Source organism: Actinoplanes sp. L3-i22 (assembly GCF_019704555.1).
Taxonomy (GTDB): Bacteria; Actinomycetota; Actinomycetes; order Mycobacteriales; family Micromonosporaceae; genus Actinoplanes.
Window position 1 is genome coordinate 11,428,313 of sequence record NZ_AP024745.1, and the last position, 25,357, is coordinate 11,453,669.

The 25,357-nt window shown below is 70.8% G+C and carries 25 protein-coding genes; 14 read left to right on the top strand and 11 right to left on the bottom strand.

Annotated elements, in window-relative coordinates; all coding sequences use genetic code 11:
- Positions 1-8: 8 nt before the first annotated feature.
- A complete protein-coding gene (gene flgK, locus L3i22_RS50690; RefSeq protein ID WP_221324521.1) occupies positions 9-1,442 on the bottom strand; it encodes a flagellar hook-associated protein FlgK in 1,434 nt (477 codons plus the stop codon).
- On the bottom strand, positions 1,442-1,927 hold the full coding sequence (locus L3i22_RS50695; protein ID WP_221324522.1) for a flagellar protein FlgN: 486 nt from the start codon (positions 1,925-1,927) through the stop codon (positions 1,442-1,444). Before L3i22_RS50695 ends, flgK begins: the two co-directional genes overlap by 1 nt.
- 243 nt (positions 1,928-2,170) lie before the next feature.
- Here L3i22_RS50695 and L3i22_RS50700 point away from each other — a divergent pair, with 243 nt between their 5' ends.
- From L3i22_RS50700 to L3i22_RS50765, 14 genes are all read left to right on the top strand, one after another.
- Complete coding sequence (locus L3i22_RS50700) at positions 2,171-3,430, top strand: flagellin (protein WP_221324523.1); 1,260 nt, start codon at positions 2,171-2,173, stop codon at positions 3,428-3,430.
- Positions 3,431-3,578: 148 nt separating this feature from the next.
- Positions 3,579-4,985 (top strand): flagellar filament capping protein FliD, encoded by a 1,407-nt coding sequence (fliD, locus tag L3i22_RS50705; protein WP_221324524.1) that lies wholly within the window; start codon positions 3,579-3,581, stop codon positions 4,983-4,985.
- 63 nt (positions 4,986-5,048) lie between these two features.
- Positions 5,049-5,429, top strand: a complete 381-nt coding sequence (gene fliS, locus L3i22_RS50710; protein ID WP_221324525.1) for a flagellar export chaperone FliS — start codon at positions 5,049-5,051, stop codon at positions 5,427-5,429.
- Positions 5,430-5,437: 8 nt separating this feature from the next.
- The gene (locus L3i22_RS50715) at positions 5,438-5,758 is read left to right on the top strand and encodes a hypothetical protein (RefSeq protein WP_221324526.1); all 321 of its coding nucleotides are present in this window, start codon (positions 5,438-5,440) and stop codon (positions 5,756-5,758) included.
- Positions 5,759-5,935: 177 nt separating this feature from the next.
- Positions 5,936-6,283: a flagellar basal body protein gene (locus L3i22_RS50720; protein WP_221324527.1), complete on the top strand. Its 348-nt coding sequence runs from the start codon at positions 5,936-5,938 to the stop codon at positions 6,281-6,283.
- A gap of 2 nt (positions 6,284-6,285) precedes the next feature.
- On the top strand, positions 6,286-6,678 hold the full coding sequence (locus L3i22_RS50725) for a flagellar basal body rod protein FlgC (RefSeq protein WP_221324528.1): 393 nt from the start codon (positions 6,286-6,288) through the stop codon (positions 6,676-6,678).
- Between the two features lie 2 nt (positions 6,679-6,680).
- The gene (fliE, locus tag L3i22_RS50730) at positions 6,681-7,040 is read left to right on the top strand and encodes a flagellar hook-basal body complex protein FliE (protein ID WP_221324529.1); all 360 of its coding nucleotides are present in this window, start codon (positions 6,681-6,683) and stop codon (positions 7,038-7,040) included.
- A gap of 1 nt (position 7,041) precedes the next feature.
- On the top strand, positions 7,042-8,664 hold the full coding sequence (gene fliF, locus L3i22_RS50735) for a flagellar basal-body MS-ring/collar protein FliF (protein ID WP_221324530.1): 1,623 nt from the start codon (positions 7,042-7,044) through the stop codon (positions 8,662-8,664).
- A 39-nt stretch (positions 8,665-8,703) separates the two neighbouring features.
- A complete protein-coding gene (gene fliG / locus L3i22_RS50740) occupies positions 8,704-9,729 on the top strand; it encodes a flagellar motor switch protein FliG (protein ID WP_221324531.1) in 1,026 nt (341 codons plus the stop codon).
- On the top strand, positions 9,713-10,381 hold the full coding sequence (locus L3i22_RS50745) for a FliH/SctL family protein (protein ID WP_221324532.1): 669 nt from the start codon (positions 9,713-9,715) through the stop codon (positions 10,379-10,381). The genes fliG and L3i22_RS50745 overlap by 17 nt, the downstream gene beginning before the upstream one ends.
- The gene (locus L3i22_RS50750; protein ID WP_221324533.1) at positions 10,378-11,685 is read left to right on the top strand and encodes a FliI/YscN family ATPase; all 1,308 of its coding nucleotides are present in this window, start codon (positions 10,378-10,380) and stop codon (positions 11,683-11,685) included. Before L3i22_RS50745 ends, L3i22_RS50750 begins: the two co-directional genes overlap by 4 nt.
- A gap of 999 nt (positions 11,686-12,684) precedes the next feature.
- Complete coding sequence (locus L3i22_RS50755; RefSeq protein WP_221324534.1) at positions 12,685-13,164, top strand: flagellar export protein FliJ; 480 nt, start codon at positions 12,685-12,687, stop codon at positions 13,162-13,164.
- Positions 13,161-14,147, top strand: a complete 987-nt coding sequence (locus L3i22_RS50760) for a transglycosylase SLT domain-containing protein (RefSeq protein ID WP_221324535.1) — start codon at positions 13,161-13,163, stop codon at positions 14,145-14,147. The genes L3i22_RS50755 and L3i22_RS50760 overlap by 4 nt, the downstream gene beginning before the upstream one ends.
- 126 nt (positions 14,148-14,273) lie before the next feature.
- Positions 14,274-16,286 carry a flagellar hook-length control protein FliK gene (locus tag L3i22_RS50765; protein WP_221324536.1) on the top strand — a complete coding sequence of 671 codons (2,013 nt, stop codon included), beginning with the start codon at positions 14,274-14,276 and terminating at the stop codon, positions 16,284-16,286.
- 84 nt (positions 16,287-16,370) lie between these two features.
- Here L3i22_RS50765 and L3i22_RS50770 read toward each other — a convergent pair whose 3' ends face one another.
- The 9 genes from L3i22_RS50770 to L3i22_RS50810 form a co-directional block, all read right to left on the bottom strand.
- Positions 16,371-16,598 carry a hypothetical protein gene (locus L3i22_RS50770; protein ID WP_221324537.1) on the bottom strand — a complete coding sequence of 76 codons (228 nt, stop codon included), beginning with the start codon at positions 16,596-16,598 and terminating at the stop codon, positions 16,371-16,373.
- A complete protein-coding gene (locus L3i22_RS50775) occupies positions 16,595-18,199 on the bottom strand; it encodes a hypothetical protein (RefSeq protein WP_255657747.1) in 1,605 nt (534 codons plus the stop codon). The genes L3i22_RS50770 and L3i22_RS50775 overlap by 4 nt, the downstream gene beginning before the upstream one ends.
- Positions 18,189-20,231, bottom strand: a complete 2,043-nt coding sequence (locus L3i22_RS50780; RefSeq protein WP_221324539.1) for a flagellar biosynthesis protein FlhA — start codon at positions 20,229-20,231, stop codon at positions 18,189-18,191. Before L3i22_RS50780 ends, L3i22_RS50775 begins: the two co-directional genes overlap by 11 nt.
- A gap of 146 nt (positions 20,232-20,377) precedes the next feature.
- Positions 20,378-21,463, bottom strand: coding sequence for a flagellar biosynthesis protein FlhB (locus L3i22_RS50785; RefSeq protein ID WP_221324540.1), 1,086 nt, complete (start codon positions 21,461-21,463; stop codon positions 20,378-20,380).
- A 19-nt stretch (positions 21,464-21,482) separates the two neighbouring features.
- Complete coding sequence (locus L3i22_RS50790) at positions 21,483-22,247, bottom strand: flagellar biosynthetic protein FliR (RefSeq protein WP_221324541.1); 765 nt, start codon at positions 22,245-22,247, stop codon at positions 21,483-21,485.
- On the bottom strand, positions 22,244-23,149 hold the full coding sequence (fliP, locus tag L3i22_RS50795; RefSeq protein WP_255657748.1) for a flagellar type III secretion system pore protein FliP: 906 nt from the start codon (positions 23,147-23,149) through the stop codon (positions 22,244-22,246). The genes L3i22_RS50790 and fliP overlap by 4 nt, the downstream gene beginning before the upstream one ends.
- Positions 23,149-23,613 (bottom strand): flagellar biosynthetic protein FliO, encoded by a 465-nt coding sequence (locus tag L3i22_RS50800; RefSeq protein WP_221324543.1) that lies wholly within the window; start codon positions 23,611-23,613, stop codon positions 23,149-23,151. The genes fliP and L3i22_RS50800 overlap by 1 nt, the downstream gene beginning before the upstream one ends.
- Positions 23,614-23,624: 11 nt before the next feature.
- Positions 23,625-24,395: a flagellar motor switch protein FliN gene (gene fliN, locus L3i22_RS50805; protein ID WP_221324544.1), complete on the bottom strand. Its 771-nt coding sequence runs from the start codon at positions 24,393-24,395 to the stop codon at positions 23,625-23,627.
- The gene (locus tag L3i22_RS50810) at positions 24,392-25,342 is read right to left on the bottom strand and encodes a flagellar motor switch protein FliM (RefSeq protein WP_255657749.1); all 951 of its coding nucleotides are present in this window, start codon (positions 25,340-25,342) and stop codon (positions 24,392-24,394) included. The genes fliN and L3i22_RS50810 overlap by 4 nt, the downstream gene beginning before the upstream one ends.
- Between the last annotated feature and the right edge of the window lie 15 nt (positions 25,343-25,357).

Sequence of the window (25,357 nt, forward strand, 5' to 3'; positions counted from 1 at the left end):
GGGCTCCCTTACCTACCGACCATGCCGGTGCGGTTGATCAACTGGTCAAGCATCGAGTCGACGGTGGTGAGCACGCGGCTGGCCGCCTCGTACCCCCGCTGGTACGTGAGCAGGTTGGTCATCTCCTCGTCGAGGTTGACCCCGGACTCCGCGTCCCGGGACGCGTCCACCTGGTCGGTCACCGCGTTCTGCACGTCCCGGCGACGGATCGCGGACTGCGCCGAGACGCCCAGCTCGCCGATCATCGACTGGTACTCGGCGTCCGCGTCGGTCTTCGAGTCGGCCAGGTCGGAGATCTGGTCGGCGACGTTGCCGTCCAGGACCTTCGGGGTGCCGGTCGGGTCGCCGCTGGAGATCTGCAACTTGGCCGGATCGGTGACCGCCACCTTGATCTGCGAGGCGGTGACGTTGCTGGTCGAGTCGTTGTCGGTGCGCACGAAGAACGGCTGGCCGGTGGTCCCGTCGGTGGCGTAGCCGGCGCTGTAGGCCTTGTTGACGGAGTCGGCGAGCTTGCTCGCGACCGTGTTCAGCCGCTGGGTGACGGTGTCCAGCGTGCCGCCCTTGGCGAGCAGCTCCATCGAGGCGCCCATGCTGCCGCCGGCCGCGACCGCGGCCTTGGTGTCCGCCCAGCGCAGGTTGACCTCGCTGGTGTTCAGGTCCTCCAGCCGGGTGGCGCCGCCCGACTCGATCTCGATCTGGCGCGTGCTGAACCCGCTGACCAGCGGCGCGCTGCCGACGAAGACGTTGATCGAGCCGTTCGGCAGCTCGGTCGCGCTCGCCCCGGTCAGCTCGGACAGCTTGAGGATCTGCTGGGCCCGCTGGTCCTGCAGCTCATTGGCCTGCAGCCCGGCCTGGGTGGCGACGACGATCTGGTTGTTCAGCTTGGCCACCGAGTCGGCCGCCTTGTTGACGTCGTTCACGTAGGTGTCCAGGCCGGTCCGGGCCGCCTTGTACTGGTTGTTCAGCGACGCGGCGGCGTCGTTCAGCGTGGAGGCGACCGTGGTGGCCTGCTCGATCACCGCGGACTTGCCGGCCAGCTGGTCGGGGTTGGTGGTGATCGCGTTCCACCCGTCCCACATGTCCGCCATGCGGGCCTGCAGCGCGGTGTCGCTGGGTTCCGCGAACACGTCCTCGATCTGGTTGTAGGCCCCGGCCCGCGCGTTGTGGTACGCCGAGTTCGCGTGCTCGGTGTAACTGCGCTGGTCCAGTGCCGCGTTGCGGAGGCGGTCCACCGAGGAGACAGCGACGCCGTTGCCGACCGCCGTGGTGGTGGCGTACACGCCGGGCACCAGGTTGGCGTTCTGCGACTGCATCGTGACGCGCTGCCGGGTGTACCCCTCGGTGTTCGCGTTCGCGATGTTCTGGCCGGTGACCTCCAGGCCGCGCCGCTGCGCGTACAGGGAGGTCAGGGCGGTGTTGAGTCCACTGAAAGTGCTGCCCATCAGATCGCCTCATCAACGAGCGTGGGGCGGCGAGCGCCGCCGGTGACGGTCTGGCCCTGCGGCCCGTACGTTTCCACAGTCTCGGCAAACACGAGCATGGTTTCGCGAGCCGCCCGCTGCCCCGCGGTGAGCAGTTCGCGGTTGACGTCGGCCAGGGCCCGGATCTCCGACGTCAGGAGCAGGAATGCCTTGCGGTGCTGGTGCAACAGGTCCGACCAGGGATCAGGTGCGGCGTCGGCGAGCTCGCCGAGCGACGCTTCCGGGTTGAGGCCGAGCTCGGCGGCGACCTCCTGGGCGTACGCGGCACGGATGACCTCGGTCTGCCGGATCTGATCCAGCACCACCTCCACCTCCCGGGTGGCGTGGCTGAGCCAGCGCGACCGATTGGCCGCGAGCAGCAACTGCTCCTCCTCCAGCTTGAACAGCAGCATCTCCAGCAGCTCGCGAGAGCGCCACAGGACACTGGCCAGGTCGGTCAGGCTCACCCGGTCCTCCGTGGTTTCGCTGTCGGGCCGCACCCCTTTGGCAACCCGCTCATTCGGACAGGTCGGCATGTTCGCGGTGCCGCTGAGTGGTTTCCCCCGATCGGCATTTCTCCGGATGGCCCGAAAAGCCCGAAGAATTCTCGGAGAATCCTCAGGGCCTTCCGGCGGATCGCCGAAGGGAAAGGCGCAACACATCGGCTCATGGACGGGCCGCTCAAGACCCCACTCAAGGAGGAAAACCCCATGGGTCTTCGCATCAACCAGAACATCGCCGCCCAGAACGCGTACCGGAACCTGTCGGTGACCGACGGCCAGATGCAGAAGTCGCTGGAGAAGTTGTCCAGTGGTTTCCGGATCAACCGGGCCGCCGACGACGCGGCCGGCCTCTCGATCTCCGAGGGCCTGCGCGCGCAGACCGGTGGCCTCAAGGTCGCGGTCCGGAACGCGCAGGACGCGATCAGCGTCGTGCAGACCGCTGAGGGTGCGCTCAACGAGACCACGAGCATGCTGCAGCGCATGCGCGACCTGTCGGTGCAGGCCAACAACGCGTCGCTCGACGACGACGCGAAGAAGGCCGCCGGGGCCGAGTTCAACCAGCTCTCGGCCGAGATCGACCGGGTCAGCGACACCACCGCGTTCGGTAAGTCGAAGCTGCTCGACGGCTCCTTCGGGATGGCCGCGGAGCAGAAGGGCACGGCCATCCCGGGCACCGCGGCGACCGCGACCACGCCGGCCGTCGCGGCGGTGCCGGCCACCTCCGGTGCCATCTCGATCAGCACGATCAACGGCCAGCTGACCAAGGACTCCACCGGCGCGGCGGCACCGATCAACGTCGCGGACGTCGCCCTCACCGACAGCAAGGGCAACGCGCTCAGCCCGCAGGAGGCGGCCGCCAAGATCAACAACGCCATCTCCAGCGCCATGAAGGACGCCGGCTACGGCGACACCACGATCGAGGTGTCCGCCGAGGTGGACAAGACCAGCGGTGCGCTCACGTTCAACCTGAACGGCACCTCCGGCTTCACCACCGACTCCACCGGCAACCTGGGCATCACCGCCGGCGCCTCGACCGCGAAGGCCGGCGCCACGCCGGGCGCCTTCCAGATCGGTGCGAACTCGGGCGAGACCCTGAGCGTCGGCATCGGCGCCATCAACTCGAAGGGCCTCGGCCTCAACGGCCTGGACCTGACCCGGGCGGCCGACCCGGTGGCCGGCACCAAGTCCGGCGCCGCCGAGGCGATGGACGCGCTGGACACCGCGATCCAGTCGGTCTCCGACACCCGGGCCAAGCTGGGTGCGCACCAGAACCGCTTCGAGCACACCATCAACAACCTCAACGTGTCGGTCGAGAACCTGTCCGCGTCGGAGTCCCGGATCCGGGACACCGACATGGCGCAGGAGATGGTGTCCTTCACCCGGAACCAGATCCTCACCCAGGCCGGCACCTCGATGCTGTCGCAGGCGAACCAGTCCGCGCAGAACGTGCTGTCGCTGCTCCGCTGACCGCGGACCGCAACCGGATAGCTACCGGTAGCGGCTGAAATGCCTCGGCCAACGGCCGAAGAGTTGGGGGTAGCCGGGAAATTCGACCGGCTGCCCCCGCTCCGCTCCCGCCCCCGGTACGACGTCCCGGCAGGAAAGGCAGGCACCAGTGACCAGCTCCGTCGACGGCCTCGTCAGTGGCCTCAACACCACCTCGATGATCACTTCGTTGATGCAGGTCGAGGCGGCCCCACAGACCAAGCTCAAGACCAAGGTCGAGACCGCGCAGACCGCGGTGGCCTCCTACCAGTCGGTCAACGCCAAGCTCAAGTCGGCGAAGTCGGCCGCCGAGTCGCTGGCCTCGCTCGGCTCCTGGCGCGCCCTCACCGCGACCTCCAGCTCGACGAGCGTCACCGCGACCGCGACCGGCGGCCTGACCGGCATGTCCGGCACCGCCACCTTCGACGTCACCTCGGTGGCCCGCTCACAGGTCAGCGTGCTGCAGGTCGACGACACCACCGCCGAGCAGTCGGTCCCGTCGTCGGTCACCGTCCAGCCCGGCACCTGGTCGAAGGACGCCAACGGCGCCGACCAGTTCACCGCGGTCGGCGACCCGGTGACCATCACGGTCGAGGAGCCGAAGACCGCGGCGAAGCTGACCACCGCGGTGAACTCGCAGTCGGCCGCCCTGGGCATCCGCGCGACGGTGGTCAACACCTCGGGCAACAAGGGCGTCGTGCAGTTCAGCGGGATGAAGAGCGGCGCCGCGAACGGCTTCCAGATCACCGGCCTGGAGACCACCGGCAGCGGCGGCACCGGGCCGACCACCACGGCGTCCAAGGACGCGGTGCTGACCATGAACCCGGGCACCTCCTCGGAGTACAAGGTCAACAGCAGCACGAACACGTTCAGCGCGCTGATGCCCGGCGTGACCCTCACGGTCGCGAAGGAGGAGACGGGTGTCACGGTCGACGCGACCACCGACACCACCGCCATCGCGTCCAAGATGAAAGCGCTGGTCGACGCGGCCAACGCCTCGATCGCCGAGATCAAGACCCAGACGACGTACGACACCGACACCAAGCAGGGCTCGCCGCTGACCGGTGACTTCACCGTCCGGCAGATGAACGCGGCGCTGCTCAGCATGGTCAGCAACGGGCTGTCGTACGACAAGACGTCGAAGGACAGCAACGGGGTCGAGAGCACCTCGACGGTGGACTTCGGCTCGCTCAACCAGCTCGGTGTCTCGCTGACCAAGGACGGGACGCTGTCGTTCGACGAGGCGGCGTTCACCCAGGCGTACAACGACAATCCGGCCAAGGTCCAGGAAGCCGGCATCGCGTTCGGCAACAAGGTCCGGACGCTCACCGACAAGCAGACCACCGCGGTCACCGCGGTGATCACCGGCCGGAAGAACGAGATCGACTCGCTCAACGACCAGATCGACAACTGGGACGTACGGCTGGCGGCCAAGAAGGTCGCCCTGCAGCGGCAGTACACCGCCCTCGAGTCCTCCCTCGGCAGTCTCAAGAGCAAGTCCACCTGGCTCTCCGGGCAGCTGTCCAGCCTCGGCTGACCCGCTCGCCCGCCCGCACGACCGACGACCCCGCCCAGCCGCCGGCCCTGACCGAGGAGATCCATGACCGCGTCCAACCTTCGCGACCGTTACCTGCAGGACTCGATCAACACGGCTTCTCCCGCGAAGCTGCTGACCATGCTCTACGACCGGTTGATCCTCGACCTGAACCACGCCGAGGACGCCCTGCTCAAGGGTGACCGGGAGCTGGCCAACGACAAGCTCAACCACGCGCAGGAGATCGTCCTGGAGCTTCGGGTCTCGCTCGACGTGGAAGCGTGGGACGGCGCTCCCGGCCTGGCCAACCTGTACGGGTACCTGCTGACCGAACTGATCGGCGCGAACATCGCCCGGAGCCCGGAGCGGGTGGCCACCTGCCGCGCGCTGCTGGAGCCGCTGCGGGACGCCTGGCGCGAGGCCGCCGTGACCGCCGCGAAGGTGTGAGCAGAGCGATGACCGAGGACTGGCGGGGCGCCTGGACAGCGGCGCTCGACGAGCTCGAGATGGACGTCGCGACGATCGAGGCGATGCTCGCCGACGAGCATCGCTACGCGGAGAGCCCGCCGGCCGACATCTGGAAGCCGCCCACCGAGCTGGGCGCGCTGCCGCTGGAGCTCAAGCCGCGGGCCGACGAGATCCTCACCCGCCAGCTGGCCGCGGCCGAGGAGATCGCCCGGCGGCTGACCGCGAACCGCCAGCAGACGGCGATGACCGCCCGCATCGAGACCGGAGAGGCGGTCAAACGACCGGTCTATCTGGATTGCGCCATGTAAGACGCGAACGTCCCGGAAACCCCATGGGGGTCCGGGACGTTTTCGTGTGCAACCTCGCAGCAACCGTCTGACGCTCAGCCGATCACCAAGCTCGCCGAACTGCATGGTACGAGCACGGATTGCTCACCGAAAAGCCACGGAACGGCGACCGAGACGGATCGATCAGGGAGCTGCGAAGTGTTCGACGACCTTTCCACGTCTGCACTGCGCGTCGCTGTCACCGGCCTGTCGGCCCGGCAGAACGCCATTGCCAACAACATCGCGAACGTCGAGACCCCGGGCTTCCGTGCCCGTAAGGTCAAGTTCGAGGAGGCCCTCCAGGGTGCCGTCGCTCGCGGCCAGTCGCCGCTGGGCATCACGCCCAGCACGAGTGAGTCGCTGGAGCCCACCCGGCTCAACGGCAACAACGTCAACCTCGACGAGGAGACGCTGTCGCACATCGACACCACGATGCGCTACCAGCTCACCCTCCGGGCCATCGACAGCAAGTACGGCCTGCTGCGCGACGCCATCAAGGGAGCCTGAGGATGAGCATCTTCAACGCCATCGGGGTCGCGGGCACCGGCGTGACGGTCTACCGCAAGTGGCTCGACGCGGTCTCCGACAACATCGCGAACATGAACAACACCAGCCGTACGTCCGAGAACGCGTTCCAGGCCCGATATGTGCAGGCCCGGGCCGCGCAGGACGGCAACGGCGCCGAGGTCGCCGGCGTTCAGCTCGGCAACGCGCAGGGCATCCTGGCGTACGAGCCGGACAACCCGCTCGCCGACGCGCAGGGCTACGTCCGCCGGCCGGACATCGACATGGGCAGCCAGATGGCCCAGATGATCATGGCGCAGCGCTCCTACCAGGCGAATCTCTCGGTCGTCGACCGGGCGCGGGACGCCTACGCCGCCGCTATCAACCTCGGGAAGTGATCATGAGCGCGATCAATCCCATCGGTGGAATCTCTGGATTCAGCGGAATCTCCGGAATTTCGGGTATGTCAGGTGCGGCGGGCATTTCGGGCGTCAGCGACAACCTGGACTTCGACGAGGCCGCCAAGACGGCCAGCCCGAACACCGACTTCGCCCGGATGCTCTCCAAGGGACTGGAGAGTGTCCAGGCCTCCCAGGACAAGGCGAGCGACCTCGCCGTCCAGGTCGCCAACGGGACGCTGCAGGACCCGGCCCAGTACACGATGGCCGCGAACGAGGCGTCTCTCGGGCTTCAGATGACTCTTGCCGTACGGAACAAGGCCGTCGAAGCCTTCCAAGAGATCATGAGGATGCAGGCCTGACATGACTGACCGCCTTCCCGCTCCGGTACGCCGCATAACGGACACCTTCAAGTCCTTCACGCCGGGACAGAAGGCTGTCACGATTTTCGCCATCGTCGCCATCGTCGTCGGGGGGTACTTCTTCGCGACCTGGGCGGCGAAGCCGTCGTACGCGATCCTCTTCAACAACCTGTCGACGAAGGACGCCGGCGCCATCGTCGAGTCGCTGCAGAAATCCGGCACCAAGTACGAGCTGGCGAACGACGGCCAGACCATCATGGTGCCGCGCGACCAGGTGAACGCCCTGCGCCTGCAGCTCTCCGGCGAGAACCTGCCGAACGACGAGGGCACCGGCTACTCGCTGCTGGACCAGCAGGGCATCACCACCAGCGACTTCATGCAGCACGCCAACTACCAGCGGGCGCTCGAAGGCGAGCTCGCCAAGACCATCAAGTCGATCGACGGCGTCGAGGCGGCCACCGTGCACCTGGTGCTGCCGCAGAAGGACGTCTTCGCCGACAACACCGCCAAGCCGACCGCGTCGGTGCTGGTGGCCTCCAAGTCGACCAGCCCGTTGAGCGGCGACCAGGTGCAGGCGATCGTGCACCTGGTCGCCTCCAGCGTCGAGGGCCTGGACCCGACGCAGGTCACCGTCGCCGGTGCGGACGGCAAGATCCTCTCCACCGGCGGCGGCGCGACGATCGCCACCGGAGGGGACAGCGGCACCGAGGCGCAGACCGTCGAGTTCCAGAACCGGATGAACTCCGCGCTGCAGACCATGCTCGACCGGCTGGTCGGTCCCGGGCACTCGGTCGTCACCACGACCGCCGACCTGGACTTCGACCAGACCGAGACGCGCAGCAAGTCGTACAGCTCCGACCCCTCCCTCCCGTCGCTCTCCGAGACCTCCTCCTCCGAGACCTACAGCGGCAGCGGCGTCGGCAACGGCGGCGTGCTCGGCCCGGACAACATCCAGGTGCCCAGCGGCTCCGGCTCCAACGGCCAGTACGCCAACAAGAACGACGCCCGGCAGAACGCGCTCAACGAGACGCAGGAGGTCCGCCGGAAGGCGCCCGGCAGCATCCGGCGGCTGAGCGTCGCGGTCCTGCTGGACAGCACCACCGCCGCCTCGGTCGATCCGACCCAGGTGCAGCAACTGGTCAGCTCGGCGGCCGGCATCGACTCCACCCGCGGGGACACGATCGCGGTCAGCGCCATGCCGTTCGACACCTCGGCCCAGCAGGCCGCCAAGAGCGAACTGGCCGCCGCGGCCGCCGCGGACAAGCAGAGCAAGCAGCTCACCCTGGTCAAGACCGGGGCGCTCGCGTTCGTCGTACTGATGCTGATCTTCCTGGCCTGGCGGGCCAGCCGGCGCGCCAAGCGGCGTCAGCAGCTCACCGCCGAGGAGAAGGCGCACCTGGAGGAGATGCAGGCCGCGCTGGACGCGCAGCGCCAGGCCGAACTGGAGGCCACCCAGGCCATGCACGCCGCCGGAATGATCGAGGGCGGTACCCCCGTCGAGGAGCACGACGAGGCCCGCGAGGAACGGCACCGCTCGATCGAAGAGATGGTCAAGGAGAAGCCGGACGAGATGGCCACCCTGCTGCGCGGTTGGATGTCCGCCGACGCGACGACACACCACTGACCCCCAGACAGGCACGGAAGACGGTTCGAGGAGTACGCGTTGACCACACCCGCGCTCACCACGCTCTCCATGACGGGCGTCCGCAAGGCCGCCATCATGCTGATCCAGTTCGGCAGGGAACAATCCGCGCAGGTGCTGGCGAGTATGTCCGAGAAGGAGGTCGAGTTGCTCTCCGCGGAGGTCGCGCGGCTGGGCAAGCTCGACCCCGTCCAGGTCGACGACGTGATGGACGAGTTCTACGCCATGGCGACCACCCGGTTCGCCGGGACCGGCGGCATGGACTACGCCCGTGAGCTGCTGGAAGCCTCGCTCGGCAAGGAACGCGCGGCGCTGATCCTGGACCGGCTCGAAGCGTCGATGAACGACATCCCGTTCAACTTCCTCAGCAACGCCGACCCCCGGCAACTTCTCTCGTACGTGCAGTACGAGCACCCGCAGACCATCGCGCTGGTCCTCGCGCACATCCCGGCCGGCCTGGCCTCGTCGATCCTGGCCGGCCTGCCGCTGGAGGTGCAGACCGAGGTCGCGCACCGGATCGCGATCATGGACCGCACCTCGCCGGACATCATCCGCCAGGTGGAGAGCGCGCTGCAGCGCAAGCTGTCCAGCGTGCTCCAGCCGGACGAGCTCTCCACGGTCGGCGGCCTGCAACCGCTGGTCGACATCATCAACCGCGCCGACCGCACCACCGAACGGCTCATCCTGGAAGCCCTGGACGCCCGCAGCCCCGAGCTGGCCGAGGAGATCCGGCGCCGGATGTTCATGTTCGAGGACATCATCAACCTGGAGGACCGCGCGGTGCAGCTGATCCTGCGCCAGGTGGAGCCGGCCGACCTGGCCACCGCCCTCAAGGGCGTGCCGGAAGGCGTCCGCGACAAGGTCACCAAGAACCTCTCCGAACGCGGCCGGGAGAACCTGCTCGAGGAGATCGACCTGCTCGGCCCGGTCAAGGTCAAGATGGTCGAGGAGTCGCAGGCGAAGATCGTCGGCGTCATCCGCACGCTGGAGGACTCCGGCCAGATCGAGATCCAGCGCGGCGGCGAGGCCGATGAGCTCATCGCCTGACAGCCCGATCCTGCGCGGGGTGATCGCCGAGAACGCGGCCGCCGCCCGGTTCGCGAACGACCTGCGCCTGCCGGACCCGCACGACCCGAAACTCATCGAGGACGAACGGCAGAGCGCCCGGGCCGCCGGCTACGCCGAGGGCTGGGCCCAGGGCAAACGCGACGCCGTGGCGGCCGCCGAGGACGCCGCGGCCCGCGCGCACGCCGCCGAGCAGCACCACGAGCAGCGGCGCACGACCGCCCTGTCGCACGCCGTCAACGCGCTCGGCCGGGCCGTCACCGGGCTGGAGGACCAGCTCATGCCCACCTTCACCGAGCTCCAGGAAGTCGTGCTGAGCAGCGCGTTCGAGCTGGCCGAGGCGATCGTCGCGCGCAACCTGCGGGACGACCCGGAGCGCGGGCAGGACGCGCTGCGCCGGGCCATGACCGCGGCGCCGGAACACGGCAATGTGCTGGTCCGGCTGCACCCCGAGGACTACGCGAACCTGGTCGGCGACGCCGGCGGCACCTTCGACTACCAGGGCCGGCCGATCAACCTGCACGCCGACCCGGCCCTGCGCCCTGGCGACGCGATCGCCGAGACCGGCACCGCGACCGTCGACGCCACCATCGAAGCGGCGATCGCCCGGGCCCGGGAGGCCCTGCGGCTATGACCGACGTCTTCCACCACCGCCTGCAGAGTGCGGTCCGGGCCGCCCGCCCCACCGTCAGCGGCAAGGTCACCGGCGCCGTCGGCCTGCGGGTCACGGTCAGCGGCCTGGCCGCCCGGGTCGGCGACCTGCTGCGGATCGGCACCGGGCCGGACGCGGTGCTCGCCGAGGTCGCGGCGCTCGACGGACAGCAGCTCAACTGCCTGCCGCTCGGCCCGATCGCCGGGCTCGGCACCGGCACGCCCGCGATGAACACCGGCGGGCCACTGCGCATCTCGGTCGGCCCGGACCTGCGCGGCCGCATCCTGGACGGCCTCGGCCGCCCGATGGACGGCGGACCGCCGCTGCGCGGCGAGCTGGTCGGCATCGAACAGGGCCCGCCGTCGGCGATGGAACGCCAGCTCGTCGACCGGCCGATGTCCCTGGGCGTACGCGTCCTCGACACGCTCGTCCCCTGCGGCCGCGGCCAGCGCATCGGCATCTTCGCCGGCTCCGGCGTCGGCAAGTCCACCCTGATGAGCATGATCACCCGGGGCACCTCGGCCGAGCTGAACGTGGTCGCCCTGGTCGGCGAGCGCGGCCGCGAGGTCCGCGAGTTCATCGAGCACGACCTCGGCGAGGAGGGCCTGGCCCGCTCGGTCGTGGTGATCGCCACCTCGGACACCCCGCCGCTGGTCCGGCTCCGGGCCGGCTCGGTCGCCACCCGGATCGCCGAGTACTACCGCGACGAGGGCGCCGACGTCCTGCTCATGATGGACAGCGTCACCCGCGCGGCGATGGCCCAGCGCGAGGTCGGCCTCTCCGTCGGCGAGCCGCCGGCCACCCGCGGCTATCCCCCGTCGGTCTTCGCCATGCTGGCCAGCCTGCTGGAACGCGCCGGGCCGGGCGCCCGCGGCAGCATCACCGGCCTCTACACCGTCCTGGTCGAGGGCGACGACCACAACGAGCCGATCGCCGACGCGGCCCGCTCGATCCTCGACGGCCACATCGTCCTGGATCGCAAACTAGCCACCGCCGGGCATTTCCCCAGTATCCAGGCGCTGGATTCGATCTCCCGGGTCGCCAACAAGATCACTTCCCGGGAGCAGCGCGCGGACGCCACCGAACTCCGCCGACTGATGGCCGCCCACCGCGACGTCCGCGAACTGGTCGAAATCGGCGCGTATGTACCCGGCACCAACCCGGAGGCGGACCGGGCCAACGCGGCATGGCCGCAGATCAACGCGTTCCTGCGCCAGGACATCGACGAACGGGTCACGGCGGACGGGGCCTGGGCGGCGTTGCGCGCCCTCCTCGCCACCACGTAACCCCAGCGGCACGCTGCGGCGATGCGCGCCCTCCCGGCCCGCCGCGGCGCGATGCGCGCCCTCCTCAACACCACCAAACCCGACGGCACGCTGCGGCGATGCGATTGGTTGCGGTTCAGGCCTCGGCGGTACGGCGGAAGCCCCGCACCGCGCGGCCCGGCACGGCGCACGTGGCATGACCGTTGCCCGCTGGGCCGTTCACGCATGCGGGCGGCGGGACTGGGCGCAGCGCGGTCGAGCAGGCGGGTGCCGGGACTGGGCGCAGCGCGGTCGAGCGGGCGGGCTGGCGTCCTGGGCGCAGCGCGGTCGAGCGGCCGACCCATGGCAGGCCGCGTGGTCGGAGGGCCGGGGCCGACAGGCCGCCCAACTGAGGGCCCCGGGCGTTAGCACGCCGCGCGGGCAAGTGGCGGTTTTCCACAGCGGCAGGTTGTCCACAGGCCACCAACGTGATCTTGAAGAATCCGGCGACAATGGCAATAAGGGACCTCCCCCAAGGGAGGGCGGGTCCAGAAGTTAGGGCGCGGCCACAGAACGATCATGGCCAGGGCCAGCGAAAAGACCAAACACGAGAACTGAACCATGCCGGGAGCCGGGCCGCCGGACAGGCCCGGCGAGGCGGCGCGGTGGCGCCAGGCACGGCGCGAGGTAGCGCGGCCAGCCGCGGGGCGGTGCGGGGCGAGCGCGGCACGACGCAGGGCGAGGCGGGCGCGGGGCAACGCAGGGCGAGGCGGCCGCGGGGCGGCGCAGGGCGAGGCGGGCGCGGGGCGGCGCAGGGCGAGGCGGGCGCGGGGCGGGCGCGAGGCGGGCGGCGCGAGACGGGCGGGACTTTTATCGCCGTACCGAAGGAAAACGGGCAATCCGTGAGTCGCCGGGCTGAGCGGGAGCACCGCGGACGTCGCGAGGTGCCAGGTCGTTGCGGGTTGGGTGCAGGGCCTCAGCGGATCTGGCCGAAGGCCGAACCGGGAGTGTGAGGGCCCGTCGCCCCGCTAGGAGGCCAACGTGAACCGCATCTTCCGTCTCACCCCGGTTCTTCGTGCGCGTCAGGCGCAGGAGGATGCCGCTCGCGGCGAGCTGGTCCAGTCGCGGGCGGAGATCCGGGAAGCTCAGGCGCTGGTCAAGCGCCGGCAGCTGGACCTGGTCGGGCAGGACGCGCCGAGTGAGGGGTCGGCGCGGGCGATGGTGGCGGCGCTGGTGGCGCGGCAGTCGCTGGCGGCCGGGGTGTTCGGGGCGCAGCGGATGGTGAACGACGCCGAGGAGGTCGAGCGGGAGAAGATGGCCGCGCTCACCGACGCGGCGAAGCGCAGACGGGCCGTGGAGCTGCTGTCCGAGCGGCACGCCGCGATGGTGAAGGCCAACGACCTGCGTATCGATCAGGCCAACCTGGACGAGCTGGCGGTCACCGCGAAGGCCCGGAACGCGGCCCGCGGCTCGGCCGCACCGGCGTCCCGCGGGGACGAGTCGGACGGGGGGCGGCCATGAGCCTGGGTGTCGGTGGGGTCCTGTCCCGGGTCGCCGAGTTGCAGGAGCAGCTCGGTCTGACTCCGCCGCCGGCCGCGATGCCCGGCTCGACGTCGGGGGACAAGTTCGCGTCGGCGCTGGCGAAGGCGTCCGGACCGGGTCAGGGTACGAGCACGGCTTCCGGGCCGAGCGGCGGCGATGTGGTGGCCGCGGCCCGTAAGTACCTGGGTACGCCGTACGTATTCGGCGGCACCGACCCGAAGAAGGGCCTGGACTGTTCGGGTCTGGTCCAGCAGGTGTACGAGGACCTGGGCGTGAAGCTGCCCCGCAACTCCTGGCAGCAGGCGACCGCGGGCCGTCCGGTGGCGAGCCTCGGCGACGCGAAGCCGGGTGACGTGCTGGCGTTCGGGTCGCCGGTGCATCACGTGGCGATCTACATCGGTGACAACAAGATGATCGCCGCGCCCAAGCCGGGCGATCACGTGAAGGTGGAGTCGGTGTACGAGAAGCCGGCCACCATCCGCCGGATCCTCGACGACGTGCCGGCCGCCGCGGTGCAGGACATGTCGTCGCTGCGCCCGGCCGGGCTGCGCGGGTCGGTGTCGGGTTCCGGGCTGGCCGGAGTGCCGTACGCGGACCTGTTCCTGAAGGCCGGCGCGAAGCACGGCGTGGACCCGAAGCTGCTGGCCGCGGTCGCGAAGGTGGAGTCCGGGTACGACCCGAAGGCGGTCAGCCCGGCCGGCGCGCGCGGAATGATGCAGCTGATGCCGGGCACCGCGAAGGGGCTCGGGGTGGACAACCCGTTCGATCCGGAGCAGGCCGTGGACGGCGCCGCGAAGATGCTGAAGGGCCTGCTGAAGGAGTTCAAGTCGATGCCGCTGGCGATCGCCGCGTACAACGCGGGCGGCGGGGCGGTGCACAAGTACGGCGGCATCCCGCCGTTCAGCGAGACCCAGGCGTACGTGCCGAAGGTGCAGAGGGCCCTGGCCGCGCTCGGCGGCTGAGCGGCCACGGTAACCAGCACAGCCATCGGAACCAGCACAGCCACCGGAACCAGCACAGCCATCGGAACCAGCAGAGCCACCGGAACCAACGGAGCAGTGAGGAGCCGCACCATCATGCCGAGTTCCGTGACGGGACCTGAGCACCGGCCGTCGATCGACACCGGCCGACGGCCGGCGGCACGGCGCGAGGACGGCGCGGACTTCGGTTCCGCGCTCTCCGCCGAGCTGGACCGCGACGACCGGGACGAGGCGGCCGAACAGGCGGCGGACCTCCGGTCGGCGAGCCGGACCGCCGACCAGCGGGCCGCGGACCGGGCCGCCACGGAGCGTGCCCTGGCGAGCCGGGCGGCGACCGAGCGGGCGGCCCTCGGCCGGGGCCGGGCGGACCGGCCCGAGCTGGACCGGCCGCAGCCGCCCCGCCCACCGGCGGACCGGGCCCCGGACGAGCGCGCCGCCACGAACCGGACCGACCAGGACCGGGCCGCCACCCAGCGGGCCGCCACCCAACGAGCCGCCGATCAGCGGGCCGCCGATCAGCGGGCCGCCAGTCGCGAGACGGCCGACCGGGCGGCGGCTGCTGATCACGCGGCCGCCGACCGGGCCGCGGCCAAGTCCGCCGCCGCCCAGCGGGCCGCGGCGAGCCGAGCCGCCGACCGGGCGGCCGCCGCGAGCCGCGCCGCCGCCGATCGTGCCGACGCCGCGAGCCGGGCGGCGAGCGACCACGCGGACAGCGCCGACCGGGTCACCGGCGACCGGGACGACGACATCCGCCCGGTCGACAACGACGACAACGACCGGGACACCGGCGCGGCCACCGAGTCGCACGGCCCGGACCGCCCGGCCACCAACCGTGCGAAGGCCAAGCCCGTCCGCGGCGAGGCCACCGAGAAGACCGAAACCGATCCGGCCACCGCCGCGACCGCCGTGGCCCAGCCGCTGGTCAACCCGATCGTCCCGATCCCCGGCAAGATCGCCGGGCAGGTTGCCGGGAAGGCCACCGACAAGGTCCCTGGTGAGGTCCCCGCCGTGGCGACCCCGGGCCTGGCCGCCGTGACCGGGTCGATCGCCGCCGTCGGCGACGCCAAGGCCGCCACCGGCCCGAAGGCCACGCCGGCCGCCACTCCCGGCACGGCTCAGGCACCACCGGCAGCCGGCGATGCCCAGCAGCCGGCCGCGGCCGGCCTCGCACCGGCGGCCGGGCCGGCTCAGCCCGGCCCGGGTGGGCCCGGCGCTCCGGCAGGCGGTGCGGTTCCCGGAACTCCCCAGCCCGGCACGGCCCAGGGCGCCACGCCGCCGGCCACGCCCGCGGTCGCCGGCACCCCGGCCCGCCCGGCGTGGGCCTCGGCCGCCCGGGCCGGCACGGAGACCGCCGGCGCCGAGAAGGCCGCGCCCACCGACGGCGCCGCGGCGGCGACTCCCGGCGCGCAGGCCCCGGCGCCCGGCGCGACGCAGAACCGCAGTGGTGAAGGATCACCGGACGGCTCGGGGCGGCAGGCGGGGGCGGAGACGTTCCGTACCGTCGAAAACGCGCCGGACGCCGCGGCCGCGGCACCCACCGTGCCCACCGCGATCCCGGCGGCGCAGCCCGCCGCCGGCGATGCCGGGCTCCCGCCCGGCGTGCCGCTGCCCGGAGTGACCGGCCCGCAGGCCGCCGCACCGGCCGCACCGGCGACTCCGGTCGCCCCGGCCGAGAACAGCACCCCGGTCCCGACCGGCCCGCCGGCCGAGCAGATCGCGATGCGGATCGCGCCGCTGCGGCTGGACGCGGACGGCGTGCACCGGCTCACCGTGCAGCTGCACCCGGTCGACCTGGGCCCGGTGCAGGTGGTGGCGGAGATCCGCAACGGCGACATCAGCGTGCAGCTCACCGGCGGCACCGAGGCCGGCACCGACGCGCTCCGCCAGGGGCTCGACGACCTGCGGCGGGAGCTGCAGGAGTCCGGGTTCGGGAACTGCTCGCTGGACCTGCGTCAGGGCTCGCCACAGGACCAGGCGCGGCAGCAGTTCGAGTCGGCCGGCGGGTTCGGACGGCGCGGCGGCGGGGACGGGGGCGGTGGTCGCGAGGCGGAGGGCCCGGTCGAGCCGGCTCCGGTGACCACCCGGCGGGCCGGTCCGGGCCGGTTCGACACGACCGCCTGAGACGCGAACCGGCGCCGGCCCGTGACGGGCCGACGCCGGTGTCGGAACTGATAGCTCTTCCCCAAGGCACCAGTTCCGCAGTTGTTACTCCGCGTCCATCGGTTTCGCTTCGACCCGCGTCGCCGGGGTCTCCTCGGTGATCCCGTATCCCGAGGTCACCAGCCGGAGCGCGGCCAGCAGGATCGCCGCGATCGGGATCGCGATCAGGAACCGGATCAGCACCTGGGTGAGCTCGAGCTGGTCGAACAGCAGGCGATACCACGCCGGCAGGCTGATCAGCAGTGCGAAGCCCAGGACGGCCGGTCGGATCATCGCCGGGTGGTACGCGTGGCCCGCCTCGGTGAGGCGGCGGCCGGCATGACCTCAGCGGCGATCCGGGCGCACAGCATCGCGGCCCAGGCGTGCGGAGTGGCCGGCTTGCCGTCCAGCGAGAAGATCGGCACCTCCAGCCCGAGCACCGACGCCGGGTCCGAGGTGAGTTCCACGCTGTGCACCACGAGTGCCTCCACCTCGCCGAGATTACGCAGGTGGCGAGCGGTGTCCGCGGTCTTGCGGGTGGCGTCGACGACGGCCCAGAGCGCGGTGGCGCCGAGCGCGTCACACATCTCGTTGACCCAGAACTCGTCGGTGCCGCCGACCGGCGCGTCGATCACCACGATCCACGGATGGTCGGAGGTCTGCAGCTTGTCGGCGCGGGACTCGGCCGCGCCGGGGCTGGAGATCAGCCGGGACGAGTGCAGCCCGGTGCCGGCCGTGGACGGCGCCGCGAGCAGCAGGTGGGTCTGGTCCACGTGGATCTGCTCGAGAAGCACCTTGGCGATCGGCACCGCGGTGTGCACCTCACCCGCGATGACCAGGATCTCGCCCGGGCCGTCCGGGATGCCGGGCGCGGCCGGGCGGGAGGCCAGGACGCTGAGCACGCCGGCGTAGGTGTCCCCGCCGGTGATCTGCCGGGCCATCTCCTCGGGCATCCCGACGGTCATCAGGTTGCTCTGCACCGGGTCGAGGCCGCTGCCGGCCTTGGCCCGGACCGGCGCCGGCTTGGGCACCGGCGGCGGGGCGGCGGCGGCCGGTGAGACCGGGGCCGGGTCGTCGTCCGACAGGCCGTAGACCTCGGCGGCGGTTCGCGCCGGCGTCTGCGGCGTGGTCTGGAACGCGGCCCGGGGTGGCGCCGCGCTGGGCTCGGCGGTCCGCATCGGGGTCGCCGACGGGTTGTGCGGCACCGCCCGGCGGGCGTGCGGGGCCGGTTCCTCCGGCGTCACCGTGACCGGTGCGGGCGAGACCGGGATCCGCGCGGCGGCCGGCGAGACCGGACGCGCCCCGGCCGGTGAGACCGGTGCGGACGGTGGCGGCGCGGCCCGGCCGGGCAGGGCGGCCGGCAGGCTGGGCCGCCCGCCCCCGTTGACCGGGGACTCGCTCGCGGTGGCCGGGGTGAACGGCCGCACCGCCGGGTCGGCCGGTGGCCGGACCCGATGGCCGGGCCGGGTCGCCTCGCCGAGATGGCTGGCCACGTCCAGGCCGGCCATCAGCTCGGCGAAGGCCGCCCCGGTGTCCCCTACGTCCGGCCGGCCGATCCGGTCGGCCAGTCCCGACCCGGGGCCGAGCTTCGGTGCCGACGGCCGCCCCGGGGAACCGGACGGCGCGTCAGCGCTGAACCGATCCCGGGACTCGGCCTGTTCGAGCAGCCGTTCCAGTGGATTTGTGCCGTTCTCGGCAACGGTCTGTCGCGCCATGTCCTCACTGTCCTCGTGTACGTCCGGTACTTCGACGGAGAGCTCGTAGTGCTGCTTCGCGAAGAAGCCTCCGAGACCACCGCTTCGTACCTTGTCGGCGGAGATGATCCGGACGCGCGAGCCGTACTCGTCACGTACCTGAGCCAGTAACGGCTCGATGGCCGGTCCCTCAAGCAGCACCCGCGTAGGCACCGTTCACCACCCCTATCGTCTCGATCTGTGCGGTGGAACCAGAGATTTCGCTGTACGACAGCACCTGCACCCGGCGTGAACCGGCGCGCAGCAGTCGCATCAGCGGCAACCGCAGCTGTGGCGAGCAGGCCAGGACCGGGTTCAGGCCCTGCTGCTCGGCGGCCTCGGCAAGCCGGCTGGCCTCGCTGACGATCGCCTCGGCACGCATGCCGTCGATCGCCATGAAGGCGCCGGTCTCACTGGGCCGGAGTGACTCGAGCAGACTCTGCTCGAGCATCGGGTCGAGCGTGATCACGGTGAGCCGGCCGCCGCTCGCGTACTGCGCGGCGATCGCCGGGCCCAGCGCGCTCCGGGCGGCCTCGACCAGGCCGTCGTGATCCACGGAGAGCTTGGCGCGCAGCGACAGCGACTCGAAGATCCGGACCAGGTCGCGGATCGGCACGCCCTCGTCGAGCATCGACTGCAGCACCTTCTGGATCTGTCCGAGGCTGAGCAGCCCCGGGGTCAACTCCTCGACCACCACCGGGTGGGTGCGCTTGACCATGTCGCTCAGCGCGCGCACGTCCTCCCGGCCGAGCAGCCGGCTGGCGTTGTTGCGGACCACCTCGGCGAGGTGCGTGATGATCACCGACGCCCGGTCGACGACCGTGGCGCCGGAGAGTTCGGCCTGGTAGTGCAGCTCGGCCGGGACCCACTTGCCGGCCAGGCCGAAGACCGGCTCGACACCGGCCCGCCCGGGCAGCGCCTGCAGTCCCTCGCCGATCGCCAGGACGGTGCCGGGCGGGGCCTGACCGGTGCCGGCGTCGGTGCCGGAGATCCGGATCGCGTACGACGACAACGGCAGGTCCAGGTCGTCCCGGGTCCGTACCGGCGGCATGATCACACCCAGCTCCATGGCCATCTTGCGGCGCAGCGCGCGGACCCGGTCGAGCAGGTCGCCGCTGCTGGCGTCGACCAGGTCGACCAGGTCCGGGGCGAGGGCCAGCTCCAGCGGGTCGATCCGCATCTCGCCGAGCAGCGACTCGGGCGAGTCCGGCGACGGCATCTCGACCGCCTCGGCGATCGGCGCGATCTCTTCCGGCGGCTTGTCCTTGACCCGCTGCGCGATCGCCAGCACCGCGACGCCGACCACCAGGAACGGCACCTTGGGCAGGCCCGGGATCACGCAGAGGGCGAGGGCCGCGGCACCGCCGATGCGCAGCGCCAGCTTGTTCTGGCTGAGCTGCTGGGTGACGCTCTGGCCCATGTCGCCGGAGGTGGCCGAGCGGGTCACGATCAGACCGGTGGCCACCGAGAGCAGCAGCGCCGGCACCTGGGAGACCAGGCCGTCGCCGATGCTCAGCATGCTGAACTGGTTCATCGCGTCGGTGGGCGACAGGCCGTGCTGGAGGATGCCGACCGCGAAGCCGCCGATCAGGTTGATCAGCGTGATGATGATGGCCGCGACGGCGTCACCCTTGACGAACTTGGAGCCACCGTCCATCGCGCCGTAGAACTCGGCCTCGGCGGCCACCTCGGCGCGCCGCTTCTTCGCCCCGGCCTCGTCGATCAGGCCGGCGTTCAGGTCGGCGTCGATCGCCATCTGCTTGCCGGGCATCGCGTCGAGGGTGAACCGGGCGCCGACCTCGGCGACCCGCTCGGCACCCTTGGTCACCACGATCATCTGGACGATCACCAGGATCGAGAAGATCACCAGGCCGATCACCAGGTTGCCACCGACGACGAAGCTGCCGAACGCGTGGATCACCTTGCCGGCGTCGCCGTCGCGCAGCACCAGCCGGGTCGCGCTGATGTTGAGCGCCAGCCGGAACAGCGTCATCACCAGCAGCAGCGCCGGGAAGACCGCGAAGTCGAGCGGCTTCTCGACGAACATGCTGGTCAGCAGCACCAGCAGGGCCACCGTGATGTTGACCGCGATGAACAGGTCGAGCAGGAAGGTCGGCAACGGGACGACCATCATGATGATGATGCCGATCACCCCGACGGGGACGGCGAGCTTGCTGAGGCTGCCCTTTTTCACGACACCTCCGCTCGGCGTTCCGTCGCTGTCACTGGGACCCCTGTGGCACCGCCACGCCCCGATCCTCCCTGCTCGCCGCCCGCGATGTGAGTAAATCTCCCGAAATTTCGGTTACGTCATGGCGGAACTGGGGTTGGAGTGGCGATCTAGACCGACGTGGGGTTGGGGCTGCGGTGCAGACCGGCCGCCGATCCCCGCGCCTTCAGGCTCATCACGAACGCGAGCACCCGGGCCACCGCACCGAAGAACTCGGCCGGGATCTCCTGCCCGATCTCGCAGCCCGAGTTCAGTGCCCGGGCCAGCGCGACGTCCTCGACCATGGGTACCCGGTTCTCGGTCGCCAACTCCCGGATCTTGGCGGCCAGCGGGCCCTTGCCCTTGGCGACCACCCGCGGCGCGCCCTTGGTCGGCTCGTAGCGCAGCGCCACCGCGACGTGCACCGGGTTGACCACCACCACGTCCGCGGTCGGCACGTCGGCCATCTGCCGGTTGCGCGACATGGCCATCTGCCGGGCCCGGATCTGGGCCTTGATCAGCGGGTCGCCCTCGGTGTTCTTGTTCTCCTGCTTGACCTCCTCCTTGGTCATCCGCAGTTGCTTCTGGGTCCGCCGGCGCACCACCAGGTAGTCCGCGCCGGCCATCGCGATCCCGGCCACCGCGGCCGCCCGGATCAGCGCGGTCACCGCGTCGGTGACGATCGCCAGCAGCGCGGTGATCGGCAGCCGGCCGGCGGTCATCAGCTGCGGCACGATGTCCTTCAGCGTCATGACCAGCACCGCGCCCAGCACCAGGGTCTTGAACAGCGACTTGGTGAGCTCCCAGAGCGCCTGCGGACCGGCGATCTTCTTCAGCCCGGAGAACGGGTTGAGCCGGTTGAACTTCGGCACGAACAGCTTGGTCGCCACCCGGATGCCGCCCTGCGCACCGGCCGCCGCGACGCCGACCGCCATCAGGGTCAGCGCCAGCGGCGCCACCGCCCAGGCCGCGCCGAAGAGCCCCTCCTTGAGGATGGCCAGGCTCTTCGCCGGGTCCGGGTTCGCGATGACGTCCGGGATCTTGCCGAGCACCTCCTCGGCGTGCTCCATCGCCTGCTTGAGGGTGCGCGGCAGCAACACGCTCGCGGCCAGCATGCCGAACCAGGCGCCGAGGTCGGGCGTACGCCCGATCTGCCCTTCCTGTCGCGCCTTCTTGAGCCGTTGCTGTGTCGGTTGCTCGGTCTTCTCCCCGGACACCTGGGCACCCCCTTAGGACTTACCCACCACTGAGGTGGAGCACCGCGGCAACCGCCCGCTCGACGAGGTTGTGCACGATGCCCGGGAGCATCGAGACGGCCAGCCCGACCGTCGAGACCACCAGCAGGATCTTGACCGGGAAGCCGAGCTGGAACGCGTTCAGCGCGGGCGCGACCCGGTTCAGCAGGCCGAGCGCCACGTCGGAGAGGAAGAGCACGCAGATCAGCGGGCCGGCGATCTGCAGGGCGGACAGGAACATCTCGCCGATCCCGGCGACCAGCAGCCGGCTGAACGTCTCCATCGAGAACGTGGTGTCCAGCGGCAGGGTCCGGAAGCTCTGCAGGAACCCGCGCAGGATCAGCTGATGCCCGTCGCTGGCGAAGAGCAGCGTGATCGCGATCAGGTTGTAGAAGCGCCCGAAGATCGAGGCCTGGCTGTAGCCCATCGGGTCGTACGCGGTCGCCAGCTGGAACCCGCCGAACAGGTCGAGCAGGTCACCGGCGGCCTGCAGGGCGGAGAACAGCAGCGCGGTGACGGCGCCCAGCCCGATCCCCACGGCGACCTGCAGGAGGATGCTGGCGATCAGCGCGGACGTCTCCATCGACGGCAGGGTGCCCTGCAGGTACGGCGCCATCGGCAGCGTCATCCCCACCGAGAGCAGCGCCTTCACCGGCCCGGGGATGAGCCGCGAGTTGAACGGCGGGCAGATCGCCATCCACGCGCCGGTCCGGCAGGCCCCCAGCAGGATCGCCAGCATCTCGGCGATCGGGATGTCGAGGTTCATGTCTTGTACGAGCCGACCAGCGCCGTGATGATCAGCCCCCACCCGTTGACCAGCACGAACAGCAGCAGTTTGAACGGCAGCGCGACGGTCACCGGAGGCAGCATCATCATGCCCAGCGACATCAGCGAGGCCGAGACGACCAGGTCGATGATCAGGAACGGGATGAAGATGACGAACCCGATGATGAACGCGGCGCGCAGCTCGGAGAGCACGAACGCGGGCACCAGCGTGGTCAGCGGCACCGCGTCCCGGTTGGCCGGCTGCTTCTCGCCGGACACCTTGATCAGCAGGGCCAGCTCGTCCTCGCGGGTGGTCTTCCACATGAACTCACGCAGCGGTTTGATGCCGTCGGTGAACGCCTGCGACTGGGTCTTGTCGCCCTTCAGATAGGGCTGCACCCCGACGTCGTTCATCTGGGACACGGTCGGGCCCATGATGAAAAGGCTCAGGAACAGGGCCAGCCCGGCGATCACCTGGTTGGGCGGCAGGGTGGTCAGGCCCAGCGCGTTGCGGGTGATCCCGAGGACCATGAAGACCTTGGTGAAACACGTGCAGAGCAGCAGCAGGGCCGGCGCCATCGACAGCACCGTCAGACCGAGAACGATCACCAGGCTGGAGGCTGGGCGGCTGCCGTCCGGGTTCGTACCGTTGATGTTGAGGTTGATGCTCGGCGGCGAGGTCTTCGGTGCCTTCGGCACCAATCGCGGTGCTCGCGGCAGCTGTTTCGCCGCCGGGTTCGCCGGCGCCTGCGGCGCTTGCTGGGGTACGGCCATGGGCGCGCGAGCCACCACGTCGACCACCACCACGGCCACCGGCGGTGGTCCGGGCGCCGCCTCCGCCGCAGCGGGTGTCCCGAGCGCCAACCCGGCACCCGCCATGAGCAGCAGGATCGCGCGTCGCATCATTTTTTCCTCGTCGTCCGCTCACGCAGGAAGTCCAGAGTGGAGTTCCAGGTCTTCGGCGACAGGATCGAACCGTCCAGCCGTCCGTGATGCTCCTCGTGCCACCCGGGGCCGGCCGGCGCCGCGGGGTGCCGTCCGGGCAGGACCGTCCCGCCCGGATCGATCAGCTCGGTCGGCTCGATCACCAGGTGGTCCCGGTGCTCGTGCGGCGCGGTCTCGAACATCTCCAGCTGGGCCTCGCCCAGGTAGCTGATCTGCTGGTCGGTGACCCCGAGGACCAGCGCCCGGTCGGCCACCTTGATCACCGCCACCGCCGCGCCCCGGCTCAGTTGCTGCCGGTTGAGCACCGCGAGATGGCCGTGACTGCTCTTGCCGAACGGCCGCCGCATCGCCCGGGCCAGCCCCCACATCATGAGCAGCACGACCAGCAGGGAGAAGCCGACCTGGATCAGGAGCCGGAACAACGTCGTGACTCCTAATCGGCGCTGGGCGAGACGATCTCGGTGATCCGGATGCCGAAGTTCTCGTCGACCACGACGACCTCGCCGCGGGCGATCAGCCGGCCGTTGACCAGCAGGTCGGCCGGGCTGCCGGCGGCGCGGTCCAGTTCGACGATCGCGCCCGGGGTGAGCGAGAGCAGTTCCCGGACGCTCATCCGGGTCCGGCCCAGCTCGGCGGAGACCTCCATCTCCACGTCGTGCAGCATGTCCAGGCCGCCGCCGCGCGCGCCGGCCGCGGGGGCCGCGCTGCGCTGGGCTATCCCGCCACCGCCGGTCGCGGCCGCCACCAGCGGATCGTCGCTGGGCCAGGGGCTGAGGGCGAGGGCGAGCACCGCCCGTACGTCCTCGCCGTCCCGCAGCGGGATGGCGACCGAGCCCTCCTTGGCGGCCAGCGCGCTGAGCGCCACCTGCGGCTCCATCAGCTGACCGGGGTCGAGGACCACCGGCCCGAAGACCCGGGAGGCCGCCTCCAGGGCGGGCCGGACGGCGGCGGTCAGGTCGAGCTCGCCGAGCGGGCTCTCCTTGAGCGCGTCCGCGAGGTCCTGGCCGACCACCACGACCACCTCACCGGTGGCCGCGCCGCTGAAGCGCGCGGTGATCGCCTGTCCCTCGATCACCGTCCCCGCGTCGGGCGCCACCGGGTCGCCGGCCACCAGCGCATGGCTGGTCGGAAGGACGGCCAGGGCGGCGTCGGCGGCGTTCCGGGCGAGGATCAGCTGGGGCGCGGTGATGGTGGGGGCGGTCATGAGCGGCCAGACTCCTTGGACGAGTTCTCGTGGGGCGGCGGCACGACGAGACAGGCGAGCCGGGCGCCCTGATTGCCCGGAACGGCATGCGCGAAGACGATGTCGTTCACGGTCACCTCGAGCGGCCGGCTGGTCATATGGCCCAGCGGCACGACGTCACCCGGACGTAGATCCACGATGTCATCGGTACGCATCCGAATGGGCTGGAATCGCACTGCTACGTCGATCGGAGCAGCGGAAAGTCCGGCGGTGAGGTTCCGCAGCGCCTTGTCCTTGGCCTGCCGCTCGGCCGCGCTGAGCACGATCGTCTCGGTCTTCGAGAGCACCGGCAGGATCGTGTTGAACGGCAGGCAGATCGTGGCGATGCACTCCTCGGCGCCGATCTTGGTCTCGAACGAGGCCACCACGACCGCGTCGCCGGGCGCGTGCGCGCGCAGGAACTGCGCGTTGTACTCGATCTCCTTGAGATGCGGCGTGATGTCGACCAGGCTCTCGAAGCCGTAGCGCAGCTCGCCCAGCATCCGTTCGATCAGGCCGCGCAGCAGCGGCATCTCCACCTCGGTCAGCGGCCGCTCCGGCTGGGAGCCGCCGGGGCCACCGAGCATGTGGTCGATCGCGGTCATCACCGCGGACTGGGCGATCTCGATCAGGACCGTGCCGGGCAGCGGGTCGAGCGTGACCACCCCGATGATCGTGGGGTTGGCCAGCGACGCCACGTACTCGTCGTAGTTCAGCTGCTCGATCGAGATCAGCGAGACGTTGCTGACCGCGCGCAGCCGGGTGGTCAGCAGAGTGCCACAGCTGCGGGCGTAGGTCTCGAACGCGATCTGCAGGGTGCGGACGTGTTCCCGGGACAGCTTGATCGGCCGGCGGAAGTCGTACGCCGTCGGCCCTGCGGCGTTGCCACGGCGCGACATCTTGCCCGGGGTGCGTGCGGCAGTGGTCACGTCGTCCTGATCGGC